Raw genomic sequence first — 14,470 nt, 5'->3', positions numbered from 1 at the left:
TCAGCGGCCCGCCGGGCGCAGGTTGGCGAAGGTGTCGGTGGTCCAGGTGTCGAAGCCGACCGTGAACTTCTCGCTGAGGGCGGCCGCGTAGTCGGCGGAGTAGAGCGGGACGTAGGGGACCTGCTCGGCGATCTCCTTCAGCAGCGCGGTGACCTGGGTCTTCTTCTCCTCGCCGGTGGCCGAGGAGAGCACGTCGAGGCGCCTGTCGGTCTCGGCGGTGCCGTAGCCGGAGAAGTTGAAGCCCTGCGGCTCGGCGGAGGCGCGGCTGACCAGGTCGGGCAGCACCTCGATCGGCTCGGGCGTGCCGTAGGCCAGGTTGACGAACTGGATGGACAGGCGGTCGTGCTCCATGACGCGCGAGACGTACTGGTCGGTCGGGCTGGGCTCCAGGACGAGCTTGATGCCGATCTTGGCCAGGTCCGCGGCGACCGCCTGCATGACCGTGCCGGTGTCGCCGGTGGAGGCGTACGGGGCCTTCAGCTCGAAGCCGTCCGGGTAGCCGGACCTGGCCAGCTCCGCCTTGGCGGCGGCCAGGTCGTGGGCGTGCTCGGGCAGGCCGGGCAGGTCGTCGCCGTACAGGGCGGTGATCTGCGGCTTCGGCAGCATGATCGTCGCGGGGGTGCCGTGGCCTGCGGTCATCAGCCGCGCCACCGCCTCGCGGTCGACCGCGTGGGCGATGGCCTTGCGCACGTGCGGGTCCTTCAGCGGGCCTGACTTCAGCGCCAGCGACAGGTACGCGATCGCGTTGCCCGGGTAGAAGATCGCCTTGACCCCGGGCAGGTTCGTCCATTTGCGCGCGTCGCGGACGTTGACCCCGTCGGTGGCGTCCACCTCGCCCGACCTGACGGCCAGGCGCAGCGTCTCCGGGTCGGCGATGGTCTTGAACTCGATCTTGCGCAGCGCGGGCGGCTTGCCCCAATAGGACGGGTTGCGCTCCAGCACCACGCCCGAGGTGAGCGAGAACCTGCTCACCTTGAACGGGCCGGTGCCCACCGTGCCCACCTCGGGGCTGCCCAGGTCCTTGGGATGCGCCTCGGCCAGCTTGCGCGGCGTCACCTGCCAGGCGGTCGCCGCCACCGCCAGGAACGCCGGGCTCGGCCGCTTCATCGTGACCCTGACCTGCCCCTCGCCCACGGCCTCGACCCGCTTGACCCCCGTGAAGTAGGAGGCGGCCTGCGAGGCGACCTTCGGATCGAGGTGGCGGCGCAACGAGAAGGCGGCGTCGTCGGCGGTCAGCGGGCTGCCGTCGGAGAAGCGGATCCCCTCGCGGAGGGTGAACAGGTAGGTGGCCGGGTCGGGCTGGGTCCAGCCGGCCAGCCTCGGCACCGGCTTGCCCGTGGAGTCGAGCGCGACCATGGTGTCGAGGACGGCGCTCTGGACGAGGGTCGAGGACTTGTTGAAGCCGTGCGCGATGTCCAGGCTGTTGGGCTCGGAGGCCAGGCCCCAGACCAGCGAGTCGCGGGTCTGGGCCGGGCTCGCCCCGGAGGAGCAGGCGGTGGTGAGCGCGAGTACGACGGCGGCGGTCGCGGCCTTCGCGTATGTCATGGGACCACCTCGGAAATGAACGGGCGGGGACAGTCGGACGCTAGAAGCCGGACAGCCGCCGTTCACTGACCCGGCAGCCAAAACCCGCGGTCCCCGCCTCGTCCTGCAGGCCAATCAGCGCATCAGCCACGTACGGGCTGGAGGCGCGTCAGCGGCGTACGGCCTGGAAGCGCACGAGGGGCGTCAGCCGCGTACGGGCAGGAAGCGCATGCGGCGCAGACCGCCGCCGCTGAGCAGCAGCTCGCCCTCGTGCAGCCGCAGCGTGAACGGCCCCGCCTCCCACACCCCGCCGGGCGCGGGCGTCAGCGGCTCGGCCAGGGTGCGGCCGACGCGTACCACGCCGTCGCGCAGGCTCGCCTCCACGCCCAGCTCGGCGCTGCGGAACACTCCGCCGGGCGGCGGCGCCTGGCCGGGTGCCGCGGCCGGGTAGAACACGACGGGACCACGGGCGGGATGGTCGGTGCCGGACAGCAGCCGCTCGCCGTCCACCTCCAGCCAGGAGCCCTCGGCGTCGCCGGTGCCGTGCCAGCGGCCGTCCCGGCGGGCGGTGAACGTCCCGGCGCCCTTGACCTCCAGGCCGGACTCCGTGCTCGTCAGCGTGAGCGTCGCCTCCGTCACGGGATCGTGCCAGTACGGCTGCGCGGGCGCCGCCAGTGTCCCTGCCTCCGGTACGGCCGGCGGCTCCCGATCCAGCAACAGCCCGAGCAGCCGGCCGGTCAGCCGCACCGGGTTGATCGCCGTCTGGTTCGACAGGATGGCGATGCCCACGCCCTCCTCGGGCAGGAACCACAGGTTCGACAGGTAGCCGTGCATCCCGCCCGCGTGCCCGAACCCGCCGCCGGCGCCGTGGTAGATCCCCAGCGCGTACGGCAGCGCCGTCCCATCGGCCAGCACCCCGCGCTCCAGCAGCCGCGCACGCAGGTCCGCCCCGAGCACCCGCCCGTCGGCCAGGAATCCGAACCACGGCGCCAGCCCGGACACGCTGGTCACCAGGCCGCCGTCGCCGACGGCGCTCTCCTCGGTGTCGGCCCGGCGCGGCTCGCCCCGCGCGGTGGCGTAGCCGTAGGCCAGCCGGTCCAGCGGCAGGGACGCGTCGTCGCGGAACAGCGCGTCGTCCATCCCGAGCGGCGTGAAGATCCGCTCGCGGGCGAACGCGGCCAGCGACGTCCCCGACACCCGGCCGACCACGATGGCGGCGAGCACGTAGCCGGTGTTGGAGTAGGAGAAGTCCGTGCCCGGCGGGAACGTCGTGCGCCTGACGCCCTTGACCATGTCCAGCAGCCGTTGCTCGGTCATCTCCGCGAGGGGGATGCCGGTCAGGGGTTGCAGGGCGTACCACTCGGGCAGGCCGCCGGTGTGCTGCAGGCACTGGCGCAGGGTGACCGGCGTGTCCAGGCTCAGCTCGGGGATGTGCGTGCGGACGTCGTCGTCCAGCGTCAGCTTGCCGTCGCGCTCCAGCAGCAGTACGCACGCGGCGGTGAACTGCTTGCTCGCGCTGGCGATGTCGAAGCGGGTGCGCTCGTCGACCGGTACGCCGAACTCCACGCAGGCCGCGCCGCCCACGGCGGTCAGGATCGCCGCGCCGTCCCGGTACACGGCCACGGCGATGCCCGGCGAGCCGGGGCCGACCAGCGAGGACACCTCGGTTTTGACTCGTTCGAGATCCATGCGGCCAGTATCGCCAGGCGGCCGGCGCACTCCTTTGGCGTGCGCGACGACGGATGGGCTGCCGCCTTTGTGCCCTGCGCCCAACGACCGCGGCTTTTAGGCCGCGCCCGGAGAAGGCAGCTCATAGGGCGAGCGCGCGGAGGAGGAGCTTTGGGGGCGCCGGGCGCAAAGCCGCGGCTTGGCGCGTGGGGCTCGAAGGTTGCGGCTTTTGGGTTGTGTGGCCGGAGGTGGTCAGGTGCCGGCGCGGGACTGGGTGAGGCGGTAGTGAGAGGGAGGGACGCCGTAGCGGCCGGTGAACGCCTGCCGCAGCGTCTCGGCGCTGCCGAATCCGCAGCGGGCGGCCACGGTCTCCAGGGGTAGCGAGGTGGCCGACAGCAGGTGGGCGGCGGCCTCCACCCGGGCCTGCCGGACGAACCTGCCCGGCGTCTGCCCCAGGTGGCGCAGGAACAACCGGGTCAGGTGGCGCTCGCTCACCCCCGCCCCCGCGGCCAGCGTCGCGACCGCGAGGTCGGCGTCGAGGTGGGCGGTGACGTGGTCGACCACCCGCTGGACCAGGCTGTCGGCCGGGGGCGGCGCGGCGGTGAACATGCTCATCTGCGCCTGGTTGCCCGGCCGCTGTAAGTAGGTGACGAGCTGGCGGGCCACGGTGCGGGCCACCTCTGCGCCGTGGTCCTCCTCGATGAGGGCGAGCGTGAGGTCCAGGGCGCTGGTGACGCCGGCGGAGGTGTAGACGTTGCCGTCGCGCACGAAGATGGGATCGGGGTCGAGCAGCACCTCCGGGTGCTGTTTGGCGAGCATGCCGGCCCAGTTCCAGTGGGTGGTGGCGCGCCGGCCGTTCAGGAGGCCGGCGGCGGCCAGGATCCAGGCGCCCGTGCAGACGGAGGCCACGCGGCGGCTCTCGCGGGCCAGGCGGCGCACGTGCGCGACGAGCATCCGGTCGGCCGCGGCGTCCTGGCAGCCGACGCCGCCGGAGATCAGCAGCGTGTCGATCGGGCCTCTGACGTGTTCGAGCCGCTCGCCGGGCTGGAGCGTGACGGTGGGGCCGCAGTCGATGGCGCGGGCGCCGGGCGTGGCCAGGCGGACCTTGTACAGGGGGTCGGCGCCGCGCAGGTTCGCGCTCTCCAGGCAGCCGACGACGCAGGCGATGTCGAGCAGCTCTGCGGCGTCGTAGCCGACGACCACGAAATGCCTCATGCGCCGACTTTAAGCCTCTTGACAGGCTAACGGCGTTAGCCTACTGTCAAGCTAACAGCGTTAGCCGCCATCCCAGGAGGTCCCCATGGCCGTCGTCACCGCTCCCGCCCGCCGTACCGTGGCCGCCCGCGCGGCCTGGGCCGCGCTCGCCCTGTTCCTGCTGGCCTTCACCGTCCTGGAGGTCGTCAACCACGGCGCCCCCGCGCTGGTGACCGCGATCGTGTTCGCGATCGCGCCGGACCTGACGATGTTCATCGGGGCGGGCGAAGGGGGCAACGGCCGCCTGTCGCCCAAGGCGGTGCCGTTCTACAACTTCATGCACCGCCCCTGGATCCCGCTGGTGATCCTCGTCGGCTACTCCTTCGGCCCGATCGACTTCGTGCCGCTGTTCGTGGCGGGCCTCGCGTGGCTGCTGCACGTCGCCGCCGACCGGGCCTTCGGGTACGGCCTGCGCAACAGCGACGGCTCGCGCGATGTCTGAGCGGGCCGCCCAGATCGTCACCGCCGCCCGCGACCTGATCGAGGACGGCGGCGCCGAGGCCCTGACCATGCGGGCGCTCGCCGACCGGCTGGGCATCCGGGCGCCCTCGCTGTACAAGCACTTCCCCGACAAGGCCGCGGTCGAGGCCCAGGTGATCGCGGTGGCCATGACCGATCTGGCCGAGGCGCTCGAAGCGGCCGGACCCGGTCTGCCCGCCCTCGGCGCCGCCTACCGGCGCTACGCGCTGGCGCACCCCCACCTGTACCGGCTGATGAGCAGCGGGCCGCTGCCGCGCGACCTGCTGCCGCCCGGCGTGGAGGAGCGCGCGGCGATGCCGCTGGTACGCGCCGTCGCCTTCGACGAGGCCGCCTCCCGGGCCGCCTGGGCCTTCGCGCACGGCATGGTGATTCTCGAACTCGACGGCCGCTTCCCACCCGGCGCCGACCTCGGCAGCGCGTGGGAGGCGGGGATGGCCGCCTTCTCCGTGTCCTAGCGCTCCGCCGGGGTCTCCCGCACGCGCAGGTCCAGGCCGCGGATTCCGGCCGGGGCGCCGAGGAGGGCCACCAGTGTGTAGGTGAGCAGGGAGGCGGCCACCGCGATGAACGTGGGCCAGCCGTCGAACGCCGCCCCGACCAGCGTGTTCGGCACGTACAGCAGCGTGTTCTCCACCCCGTACATGGTGGGGGTCAGGGCGAACAGCGCCAGCCGTACCACCAGGCCGACCGACAGCGCGGCCAGGGCGGCGCGCGAGGAGCCGCGCCGCCAGAACATGCCGAGCACGAACGGCACCGCCAGGCACGCCAGCATCAGGTCGAAGGCCAGCGTGAGCAGGACGCCGGTCTGCGGCACCCGCAGGGCCAGCAGCACCGAGCCGCCGACCACCGGGAGCATCGCCCAGCGGGTCGCGCGCAACAGCGGGTCGGCGCGGCCCGGACGGTGCACGCGGCGCACGGTGCCGACGTTGCGGACGGCCACGGCGGCGGTGCCGAGGATCGCGCCGTCGGCCGTGGACAGCGACGCGCTCACGATGCCCGCCAGCACCAGCACGCTCAGCCCGACCGGCGCCGCCTCGTCGAGCAGCGTCAGCAGGCCGTGCCCGGTGGACACCGCGACCAGCGCGAACGGCACGCCGACCACCGCCGTGCCCGCGGCGGCCAGGAAGCAGGCCCGGCGCGCGACGTCGGGGGAGCGTGCGGAGAAGACGCGCTGCATGAAGTCGATCGCGACGATGTCGCCGATGCCGAGCGCGGCCAGCGTGGCCCAGTTGATCACCGCGCCCTGCGCCGGGTCGGACAGCTGCCCCAGGTCGAGCGGGCCCATGCCGGGCTCGTGCTTGAGCCCGAAGGTCGCCGCGACCCAGAACAGCAGCGCCAGCGAGGCGACCGCGGTGACCGCCACCTGCACGATCGAGCTGTAGGCGTCGCTGAGGATGCCGCCGGCCAGCGTGTAGATCAGCACGGCGGCCACGATGATGAGCACGCCCACCCCGTACGGCGTGCCGAGGAACTTCTCGAACAGGAAACCCCCCGCCACCAGGTTCCCCGCGACCAGGATCGCGAAGGCCATGATCATCAGCACGGCGGCGGCGACCTCGGTGGCGCGGCCGTACCGGAGCCGGAAGAAGTCGGGCAGCGTCGTCAGGCCCATACGGTTCATGGGCCGCGCGAAGAACAGGCCGGTGAGCAGCAGGCACAGCGCCAGCCCCAGCGGGAGCGTGGCGCCCGCCCAGAAGCCGAGCTTCGCGGCCTGGTCGGTGGCGCCGAGAGTGGCGTTGGTGTCGACGGCCTGGCCCATCAGCGTCGCCGCCACGACGGGTAAGGCCAGGGTGCGGCCGGCGACCAGAAAGTTTCTGCTGTCACCCGCGACCCTGCGGGCGACCAGCAGGCCGACGACGATCATGGAGAAGATGGCGAGCGCCACGCCCAGAATGACCATTGCTGGACAGCCGATCGTTGCGAGCGAAGACTCCGAAGACATGACCAACGTAAATCAAGAAGGCGCCTGGGCCCAGCGGGCGGAGGCGGAACTTCCGACCATGCGGCACGACGAGGAGATCGAGCGGGCCCTGGCCCACGGTCTGGAGGGTGCGCCGACGATCAACGACAGGACGATTCCCACGTTCGCCCGGGGGGAGCGGCCCCACTTCGCCGGCGAACGCGGAACCTTCCTGAAATGTCCCTACCTGGAGGACGTCCATGACGTCGGGGACGCCGAGGTGGCGATCTTCGGGGTGCCGCTCGACGCGGGAGCCACCTACCGCCCCGGCACCCGGTTCGGCCCGCAGGGCATCCGGCGCAGCACCAACCTGTTCGGCACCTACAGCTACGAACTCGGCGTCGACCTGCGCGAACAGCTCAACCTGGTGGACATCGGGGACGTGTTCACCATCCCCGGCAACCTGGAGAAGTCGTTCGACCAGATCAGCCAGGCGATGAGCCACGTCGTGCGCCAAGGGGTGATGCCCGTGGTGCTCGGCGGCGACCACTCGATCGGGTTCCCGACCATCCGCGGCCTGGCCCCGTACCACGAGGGCAACATCGGCATCATCCACTTCGACCGGCACGTCGACACGCAGGAGACCGACCTTGACGAGCGCATGCACACCACGCCCTGGTTCCACGCCACCAACATCAAGAACGCTCCCGCCACCAACCTCGTCCAGGTCGGCATCGGCGGCTGGCAGTCGCCCCGCCCCGGCGTCCAGGTGGGCCGCGAGCGCGGGACCACCGTGATCACCGTCGGCGACGTCGAGCGCGTCGGCGTGGAACGCGTGGCCGAGACCGCCCTGGAGATCGCCTGGCAGAACGCCGAGGCCGTCTACCTGTCCTTCGACATCGACGTCATCGACGCCGGGTTCGTCCCCGGCACCGGCTGGCCGGAGCCCGGCGGCCTGCTGCCCCGCGAGGCGCTCAACCTGGTCCGGCTGGTCTCGGAACCCGGGCTGGCCGGGATCGAGGTCGTCGAGTGCTCGCCGCCCTACGACTGGGCCGAGCAGACCGCCCTGCTCAGCTCCCGCGTCATCCTCGACAGCCTCGCCGTACAGGTCAGGTCGGGCAAGCTCGGCCGCAAACCGGCCACCGGGGCGCGGCCCGCCTGGGGGCCCGCCGCCTGATCGTCCCGGCCTATTTCCCGGACATGATCAGGTCGCCGTTGATGGCGACGGCGGCGCGCAGGCCCGCGGCGGCGGCGCCGATCACGGTCTCCATCAGGCCCGACACGTTGCCCGCCACCCACACGCCCGGCACGTCGGTGGCGCCCGTGGGGCCCGCGGGGATCTGGCTGCCGATCAGGTGGCCGTCCATCTCCTGGATCACGGGTTCGATGCCCAGGTCCTTGAGGAAGTCCGCGCGGGCGTGCATGACCGGGCTGACGACGAGGACGTCGCGGGCGACGATCCTGCCGTCGGCCAGCCGTACGCCGGACAGGTGGTCGTCGTGCGTCTCCACGGCGGTGACGACGCCGTCGACCACCTCGATGTCGTGACCGGACAGGTCGAGACCGGCCACGGTGTGCGAGAAGAGGATCACGTCCTTGCTCAGCTGACGCCACAGCGACGCCTGGTGTACGGCCAGCGGCCCCGTCGCCAGCACCCCGATCGCCCGGTCGCGCATCTCCCACCCGTGGCAGTACGGGCAGTGCAGCACGTCCCGGCCCCAGCGCCCGGCCAGCCCCGGGATGTCGGGGAGCTCGTCCCTCAGCCCGGTGGCGACCAGAATCCGGGAACCCTCGGCCACCCCGCCGTCGCGCAAGGTGACCGCGAAGGCGCCATCGGGCAGCCGGGTCACCGACGCCACACTGCCCTCGCGGATCTCGCCGCCGTAGCCGGTGAACTCCGCACGGCCCTTGGCCACCAGCTCGGACGGCGGCAGCCCGTCGTGTCCCAGGTAGTTGTGGACTCCGTCGGAGGGAGCGTTGCGCGGCTCGCCCGAGTCGATCACCAGGACCGCCCGGCGGGAACGCGCGAGCGCCGTCGCCCCGCTCAGGCCCGCGGCCGCGCCGCCTATCACGATCACGTCGTAACGTCGCATCTCTGTCATGCCGCAGAGAGTGCGCCATGAGCGGGCGAATTGACAAACACCGTTGCTGTTTTGGCAAACTGGGGCCGTGGAAGAACTGGCTGCCGTCCTCGGGTCCGTGGGGCCGAGGCTGCGCGCGCTGCGGGTCGAGCACGGCGTGACGCTGAGCGAGCTGAGCTCGACGACCGGGATCTCGCTCAGCACGCTGTCGCGCCTGGAGTCCGGGCAGCGCAAACCCACCCTGGAGCTCCTGCTGCCGCTCGCGCAGGCGTACCGGGTGCCGCTGGATGAGCTGGTCGGCGCACCGGAGACCGGCGACCCGCGCATCCACCTGCGCCCCTTCAACCGCTACGGCCGGACCTTCGTCCCGCTGACCCGGCAGATGGGCGGCGGGCTTCAGGCGTACAAGATGATCATCTTGCGGCAGGAGGACATGAGCGAGCAGCGCGCGCACGAGGGCTACGAGTGGCTCTACGTGCTGGCCGGGCGGGTGCGACTGCTGCTCGGCGAGCGGGATCTGGAGCTGGCGGCGGGGGAGGCGGCCGAGTTCGACACCCGGCTGCCGCACGCCTTCACCACCGCGGGTCCCGGGCCGGCGGAGCTGCTCTGCCTGTTCGGCGCCCAGGGCGAGCGCATGCACGTACGCGCCCGCCCCGCCGCTCGTTGACCGGGCGGGACCCGGGAGTAAAATCGAATCTTGCCGGCAGTCAGATCCGCTCCAACCCACAAGGAGAGGCGATGGCCGCCATCGTCGAACGGTACGACGTTCCCTCGCAGCACTTCTGGCTGCACGGCCCGCACGAGGGGCCGCCGGTCGCCTACGACGAGGCCGCGGGGATCTGGAACGTGTTCGGATACCCCGAGCTGCACGACGTCCTCGCCGACCCGGGCACCTACTCCTCCGACACCATGCGCCTGCTGCCCAAGGGAGCGTTCTCCGAGGACGAGGGGTTCTCGCTGAAGGGCTTCCTCACCCAGATCGACCCCCCGGAGCACGGCAAACTGCGCAAGCTCGTCAGCGCCGCCTTCACCCGCAAGGTCGTCGCCGACCTCGAACCGAGGATCGCCGCGCTCACCGGCGAGCTGCTCGACGCGGCCCGCGAGCGCGGCCGGCTGGAGCTCGTCGCCGACCTCGCCTACCCGCTGCCGGTCATCGTCATCGCCGAGCTGCTGGGCGTGCCCGCCGGTGACCGCGAGCTGTTCAAGCGGTGGGCGGACACGCTGTTCTCGCGGGAGACCAAGATCTCGATGAACGAGTCCGACCGGCGTGACCCCGGCACCGAGGCGGCGCTCGGGTCCTGGAAGGAGATGACGGACTACCTGGCCGGCCACGCCGCGGAACGCCGCCGCCGGCCGCGCGCCGACCTGCTCACCAAGCTGGTCGAGGCCGAGGTGGACGGCGAGCGCCTGCCCGACGAGCAGGTGGTCAACTTCGGGATCATCCTGCTGCTCGCCGGGCACATCACCACGACCATGCTGCTCGGCAACACGGTGCTGTGCCTGGACGCCTTCCCCGGGCGGCAGGAGGAGGTCCGCGCCGACCGCGGCCGGATCCCGGACGTCATCGAGGAGTCGCTGCGCTTCTTCACCCCGTTCGCCGCGCTGGGCCGCGCCACCACCCGCGAGACCGAGCTCGGCGGCCTGACCATCCCTGCCGACGCGATGCTGCTGACCTGGCCCGCGGTCGCCAACCGCGACCCCCGCCAGTTCGACCGGCCCGAGGTGTTCGACCCCGGCCGCGACCCCAACCCGCACCTGGCCTTCGGCCGCGGCATCCACTTCTGCCTGGGCGCGCCGCTGGCCAGGCTGGAGGGCAGGGTCGCGCTGAACATCCTGCTCGACCGGCACGCCACCCTGCGCACCGACCCCGCCGACCCGGTCGCCTTCATCCCCACGCCGACCATGACCGGCGTACGGCGGCTGCCACTGCAGTGAGGCTCATGTTCGCGGACATATCGTGCAGCCTGATGGGTAGTCCTTCGTTGCCCCCGACGTGACGGCGGATGACGATGACATCAGAACGAGTCGCCCTGGTCTCCCTGGGCAGTGAAGTGGTGCGGTGCGGCCTGTGCGCGATGCTGCGCGAGCTCGACACCCTGGACGAGGTGGTCGGCAGTTCCTGCGTCGACCAGAGCATGGGCATCCTGCACTCCGGCCGCCCCACCCTCTTGGTGCTGAGCGACACCCCCGAGCCGCAGCGGGCGGAGAAGCTCGCGCGGACCGCCAGCGACCTCGGCGTCCGCGTGCTGCTGGTCCTGCGTACCGCCAGTGACAGGACGCTGGCCCAGGTGGCGCCGATCCCCGCCGACGGCTACCTCCTGGAGAACGTGCTCACCCGCGAGACGCTCTCCAGCGCGCTGAGCGACCTGGAGAGCGGGCTCGTGCCGATGCCCGGCGCGGTGGCGCGCAAGCTGATGGCCCAGGTCGGGCCGGACACCCGCAACCGTGAGGCGGCTCCGGCGGCGCGTGAGGAGACGCCGGACGCGCTTTTGAGCTGCCGTGAAATGGAAGCGCTTGCACTCCTGGCCGAAGGGCTGAGCAACAAGCAGATCGCGCGCCGGCTCGGCATCTCCGAGCACGGCGCCAAGCGGCACGTCGCCAACATCCTGGCCAAGCTCAACTGCCCGAACAGGACGCTGGCGACGGCGGTGGCGATCAGTCGGGGACTGGTTCGCGATCCACGGGATCCGGGGAACTCACGCCGCCCGCGCGGGTGACCTCCGGCCGCCGGGACAGCCCGCGCAGCGGGGCGCGGGCCTTGAGCAGCATCTCCTCGTACTCCGCCGCCGGGTCGGAGTCCAGTACGATCGCGCCGCCCGCGCCCACCGACAGCCGGCCGTCGCTGGCCACGGCGGTGCGGATCACGATGTTGAGGTCGGCGCCGCCGCCCAGGCCGAAGAAGCCGATGGCCCCGGAGTACACGCCCCGCGCCCGCCCCTCCAGCCGGTCGATGATCTCCATCGTGCGCAGCTTCGGCGCCCCCGTCATCGAGCCGCCGGGGAAGCACGCACGGGCCGCCGCCACCGCGCCGACCCCGTCGTTCAGGTGGCCGCGCACGGTCGAGACGAGCTGGTGCACGGTCTCGTAGGACTCCACCGCCATGAAGCGCGGCACGGACACGGAGCCGACGTCGCTGATGCGGCCCAGGTCGTTGCGGAGCAGATCCACGATCATGAGGTTCTCCGCCCTGGTCTTGTCCGAGGTCGCCAGTTCCTCGCGCAGGGCGGTGTCGGCGCGCGGCTCGGGCGAGCGCGGGGCGGTGCCCTTGATCGGCTTGGATTCGGCGACGCCGTCCCTGCCGACCTTGAGGAAGCGCTCCGGCGAGGAGCACAGCACGTGCGTGCCGCCCAGGCGCAGGTACGCGGCGTAGGGGGCCGGGTTGAGCCGCCGCTGGGCCAGGTAGAGCTCGAACGGGGAGCCGTCGAAGGGGATCTCGGCGGTGTTGGTCAGGCAGATCTCGTAGCTCTCGCCCGCCCGCAGCAGCCGCAGGCACTCCTCGATGTCGGCGACATAGCGCGTACGGTCCCTGACCAGCCACGGCTCGGGATCGAACCCCTCCTCCGGATCGGCGGGCGCCGCGGCCGGTTCCGGTCGCGCGGCCCGGCAGGCGGCGGCGGTCCCGGCGACCCAGGCCCGCGCCGCCGACCGGCTCGCGCCGCGGCCGTCGGTCAGCGCCAGCACCCAGGACTGCCCGCGCTCGTGGTCGAGCGCGACGAGCCGGGTCGCCGACATCCAGACCGCGTCGGGCAAGGGGGAGACGTGCGCGGCCTGAGCGCCGCAGTCACGCTTGAGCTCATAGCCGAAGTAGCCGACATAGCCGCCGTTCAGCTCGAAGGGCAGCTCATCCGGTACGGCCCGCGCCGCCACCCGATCGGCCAGCACGTCGAAGACGGAGGCGAACACGGCCGACTCCGCGCCCCCCGAGCTGACCACCACGCTGCCCGAACCCGGCTGGCAGGACAGCACCTCGCCATGCGGCCCGCCCGCGTCCCCCAGGAACGAGAACCGGGCCAGCCCAGGCTCGGCACGGCTGCTGTCCAGCCAGAACGCGTACGGCTCCGCCCCGAGCACCTCCGCGAAGACCCCCTCGGCGTCGGGCACGCCGTCCACCCGCTCCACCTCCAGCGACCAGACCGGAGCGGGGGCGAGGGTGACGGCGCGGCCGTACGCCAGATCGCGGAAGTTGCGCATCAGCGCCGGCCCGTGCTCGGTGGAGATCGACTCCGGATGGAACTGCACCCCCCACCAGGGCATCTCGCGATGCCGCAGCCCCATCACCACACCGTCGGCGCTCCACGCGGTGATCTCCAGATCGGCGGGCGGCGGCGTGGCCACGCACAAGGAGTGGTAGCGCACGGCGGCGAAGCCCTGCGGCAGCCCGCGGAACAGGTCGCGGCCGCAGTGCCGGATCTCCTCCACGTACCCGTGGATCGGGATGGGCGCCGGGACCACGTCGGCCCCCGACATCCACGCCAGCGCCTGGTGGCCGAGGCAGACGCCCAGCACGGGCAGGCCGGAACGCCGGATCACCTCCAGCGTGACGCCGACGTCGCGTTCCTTCTGCGGGCGTCCGGGACCGGGGGAGACGATGAGCGCGTCGAACCGGCCGAGATCCAGGCCGTCCCAGCGCGGGTCGTCGTTGGTCAGCACGACCGGCTCCACGCCGTAGGCCTGGGCGGCGAGCTGGAACAGATTGTAGGTGTAGGAGTCGTGGTTGTCCACGATCAGGGTGCGCACGGCTGCTCCCGCGCGGGCAGGACCGGCAGCACCGCGCGGTGGCTGACGGCCTGCCGCCACTCCGCCGCCCGCGCAGAGATCCGGGCCGCCGCCCTGGTACGGCCCGCCGCGTCGGCCCAGGCCCGGACCGGACGCAGCCCGTGCAGGGCGTTGACGCTCCAGGTCTCCAGCTCCATCAGCTCGGCCACGCTCACCCGCTCGTGCCTGACCGGGCAGCGCCAGCAGGCGGCCAGCCGTTCCAGATGGATCCTGGTCACCGACGGCAGGACCGGCAGGGCACGGTCGGGCACGCACAGCGTGCCGCCGCGCCACCACACCAGCGCGCTGTGCGCGCTCTCCAGCGCGGTGCCGCGACGGTCGTAGAGCAGCGCGTCGTCGGCTCCCCGCGCCCTGGCCCGATCGCGCAGCTCCGCCAGCACCCGCAGGTCGGGGCCCTTGACGGTGGGACGGCGGCGCGGGTCGGCGGCCGGCGGGATCCAGAGGGTGATTTCCGCCTCGCCCGGCTCTGGGGCGGGCCTGGGCCAGAGCGCCAGCCGGGGACGGGCTCCCGTGTACGCCTCGACCCGGGGGAACCAGCGGCCGTGGCCGGGCAGCCGGTGGCGTACCGCGCCGAGGAAGTCGTGGACCGCGGCGGCCCGCAGGCCGGGCACCAGCTCCGTGCTGGCGCGCACGAAGCGCTCCTCGTGCAGGGGCAGGTCGCGTACCCGCTCGTCGGTGACCAGCCACGAGTCCACGACCGCGGGCTCGCCGGGCGGCCGGTCGGGGGCGGGCACCAGGCCGGAGTCCGGGTCCCACGCCAGGCGCTCGTCCGCGCGGACGGTCAGCATGC

13 protein-coding genes are annotated in these 14,470 nt (G+C 72.5%); 6 read left to right on the top strand and 7 right to left on the bottom strand.

Annotation, left to right across the window (positions count from 1 at the left end; genetic code table 11):
• The 3 genes from ACFWY5_RS50250 to ACFWY5_RS50240 all read right to left on the bottom strand — a co-directional run bounded on the left by ACFWY5_RS50250 (position 1) and on the right by ACFWY5_RS50240 (position 4,407).
• Entirely contained in the window at positions 1–1,545 is a 1,545-nt protein-coding gene (locus ACFWY5_RS50250) for an ABC transporter substrate-binding protein (protein ID WP_379612779.1), read from the bottom strand.
• 183 nt (positions 1,546–1,728) lie between these two features.
• Positions 1,729–3,213: a serine hydrolase domain-containing protein gene (locus tag ACFWY5_RS50245; protein ID WP_379639234.1), complete on the bottom strand. Its 1,485-nt coding sequence runs from the start codon at positions 3,211–3,213 to the stop codon at positions 1,729–1,731.
• A 231-nt stretch (positions 3,214–3,444) separates the two neighbouring features.
• On the bottom strand, positions 3,445–4,407 hold the full coding sequence (locus ACFWY5_RS50240; RefSeq protein WP_379639232.1) for a GlxA family transcriptional regulator: 963 nt from the start codon (positions 4,405–4,407) through the stop codon (positions 3,445–3,447).
• A gap of 85 nt (positions 4,408–4,492) precedes the next feature.
• On the opposite strand from ACFWY5_RS50240, the gene ACFWY5_RS50235 reads away from it, so the two are divergent.
• Positions 4,493–4,888, top strand: coding sequence for a DUF4260 family protein (locus ACFWY5_RS50235; protein WP_379612776.1), 396 nt, complete (start codon positions 4,493–4,495; stop codon positions 4,886–4,888).
• The gene (locus ACFWY5_RS50230) at positions 4,881–5,381 is read left to right on the top strand and encodes a TetR/AcrR family transcriptional regulator (protein ID WP_379612775.1); all 501 of its coding nucleotides are present in this window, start codon (positions 4,881–4,883) and stop codon (positions 5,379–5,381) included. Before ACFWY5_RS50235 ends, ACFWY5_RS50230 begins: the two co-directional genes overlap by 8 nt.
• Here the strand turns inward: ACFWY5_RS50230 and ACFWY5_RS50225 are convergent.
• Positions 5,378–6,823 (bottom strand): sodium:solute symporter family protein, encoded by a 1,446-nt coding sequence (locus ACFWY5_RS50225; RefSeq protein WP_379639231.1) that lies wholly within the window; start codon positions 6,821–6,823, stop codon positions 5,378–5,380. The two genes, ACFWY5_RS50230 and ACFWY5_RS50225, sit on opposite strands and share 4 nt — an antisense overlap.
• Positions 6,824–6,863: 40 nt before the next feature.
• Between ACFWY5_RS50225 and ACFWY5_RS50220 the strand changes: the two genes are divergently transcribed.
• A complete protein-coding gene (locus ACFWY5_RS50220; protein ID WP_379612773.1) occupies positions 6,864–8,000 on the top strand; it encodes an agmatinase family protein in 1,137 nt (378 codons plus the stop codon).
• Between the two features lie 10 nt (positions 8,001–8,010).
• Here the strand turns inward: ACFWY5_RS50220 and ACFWY5_RS50215 are convergent, their stop codons facing one another.
• Positions 8,011–8,925, bottom strand: coding sequence for an NAD(P)/FAD-dependent oxidoreductase (locus ACFWY5_RS50215; protein WP_379639230.1), 915 nt, complete (start codon positions 8,923–8,925; stop codon positions 8,011–8,013).
• Between the two features lie 67 nt (positions 8,926–8,992).
• Between ACFWY5_RS50215 and ACFWY5_RS50210 the strand changes: the two genes are divergently transcribed.
• The 3 genes from ACFWY5_RS50210 to ACFWY5_RS50200 all read left to right on the top strand — a co-directional run bounded on the left by ACFWY5_RS50210 (position 8,993) and on the right by ACFWY5_RS50200 (position 11,621).
• On the top strand, positions 8,993–9,571 hold the full coding sequence (locus tag ACFWY5_RS50210; RefSeq protein ID WP_379612771.1) for a helix-turn-helix domain-containing protein: 579 nt from the start codon (positions 8,993–8,995) through the stop codon (positions 9,569–9,571).
• A 71-nt stretch (positions 9,572–9,642) separates the two neighbouring features.
• Positions 9,643–10,839: a cytochrome P450 gene (locus tag ACFWY5_RS50205; protein ID WP_379612770.1), complete on the top strand. Its 1,197-nt coding sequence runs from the start codon at positions 9,643–9,645 to the stop codon at positions 10,837–10,839.
• A gap of 74 nt (positions 10,840–10,913) precedes the next feature.
• On the top strand, positions 10,914–11,621 hold the full coding sequence (locus ACFWY5_RS50200) for a response regulator transcription factor (protein WP_379639229.1): 708 nt from the start codon (positions 10,914–10,916) through the stop codon (positions 11,619–11,621).
• Here the strand turns inward: ACFWY5_RS50200 and pabB are convergent.
• Together pabB and ACFWY5_RS50190 are read right to left on the bottom strand one after the other, a co-directional pair.
• Complete coding sequence (pabB, locus tag ACFWY5_RS50195) at positions 11,560–13,641, bottom strand: aminodeoxychorismate synthase component I (RefSeq protein ID WP_379639228.1); 2,082 nt, start codon at positions 13,639–13,641, stop codon at positions 11,560–11,562. The two genes, ACFWY5_RS50200 and pabB, sit on opposite strands and share 62 nt — an antisense overlap.
• Positions 13,629–14,468, bottom strand: a complete 840-nt coding sequence (locus tag ACFWY5_RS50190; protein WP_379639227.1) for an aminotransferase class IV — start codon at positions 14,466–14,468, stop codon at positions 13,629–13,631. Before ACFWY5_RS50190 ends, pabB begins: the two co-directional genes overlap by 13 nt.
• Between the last annotated feature and the right edge of the window lie 2 nt (positions 14,469–14,470).

Origin of the sequence: Nonomuraea sp. NPDC059007 (genome assembly GCF_042740555.1) — a bacterium.
Taxonomy (GTDB): Bacteria; Actinomycetota; Actinomycetes; order Streptosporangiales; family Streptosporangiaceae; genus Nonomuraea.
The sequence above is the reverse complement of the archived record's forward strand: the minus strand, read 5'-3'. Positions and strand labels throughout refer to the sequence as shown.

Bases quoted from the DNA above. Each gene is read 5' to 3' on its own strand.
- ACFWY5_RS50250 (WP_379612779.1), bottom strand. From the start codon at position 1,545: ATGACATACGCGAAGGCCGCGACCGCCGCCGTCGTACTCGCGCTCACC.
- ACFWY5_RS50245 (WP_379639234.1), bottom strand. From the start codon at position 3,213: ATGGATCTCGAACGAGTCAAAACCGAGGTGTCCTCGCTGGTCGGCCCC.
- ACFWY5_RS50240 (WP_379639232.1), bottom strand. From the start codon at position 4,407: ATGAGGCATTTCGTGGTCGTCGGCTACGACGCCGCAGAGCTGCTCGAC.
- ACFWY5_RS50235 (WP_379612776.1), top strand. From the start codon at position 4,493: ATGGCCGTCGTCACCGCTCCCGCCCGCCGTACCGTGGCCGCCCGCGCG.
- ACFWY5_RS50230 (WP_379612775.1), top strand. From the start codon at position 4,881: ATGTCTGAGCGGGCCGCCCAGATCGTCACCGCCGCCCGCGACCTGATC.
- ACFWY5_RS50225 (WP_379639231.1), bottom strand. From the start codon at position 6,823: ATGGTCATTCTGGGCGTGGCGCTCGCCATCTTCTCCATGATCGTCGTC.
- ACFWY5_RS50220 (WP_379612773.1), top strand. From the start codon at position 6,864: ATGACCAACGTAAATCAAGAAGGCGCCTGGGCCCAGCGGGCGGAGGCG.
- ACFWY5_RS50215 (WP_379639230.1), bottom strand. From the start codon at position 8,925: ATGACAGAGATGCGACGTTACGACGTGATCGTGATAGGCGGCGCGGCC.
- ACFWY5_RS50205 (WP_379612770.1), top strand. From the start codon at position 9,643: ATGGCCGCCATCGTCGAACGGTACGACGTTCCCTCGCAGCACTTCTGG.
- ACFWY5_RS50200 (WP_379639229.1), top strand. From the start codon at position 10,914: ATGACATCAGAACGAGTCGCCCTGGTCTCCCTGGGCAGTGAAGTGGTG.
- ACFWY5_RS50190 (WP_379639227.1), bottom strand. From the start codon at position 14,468: ATGCTGACCGTCCGCGCGGACGAGCGCCTGGCGTGGGACCCGGACTCC.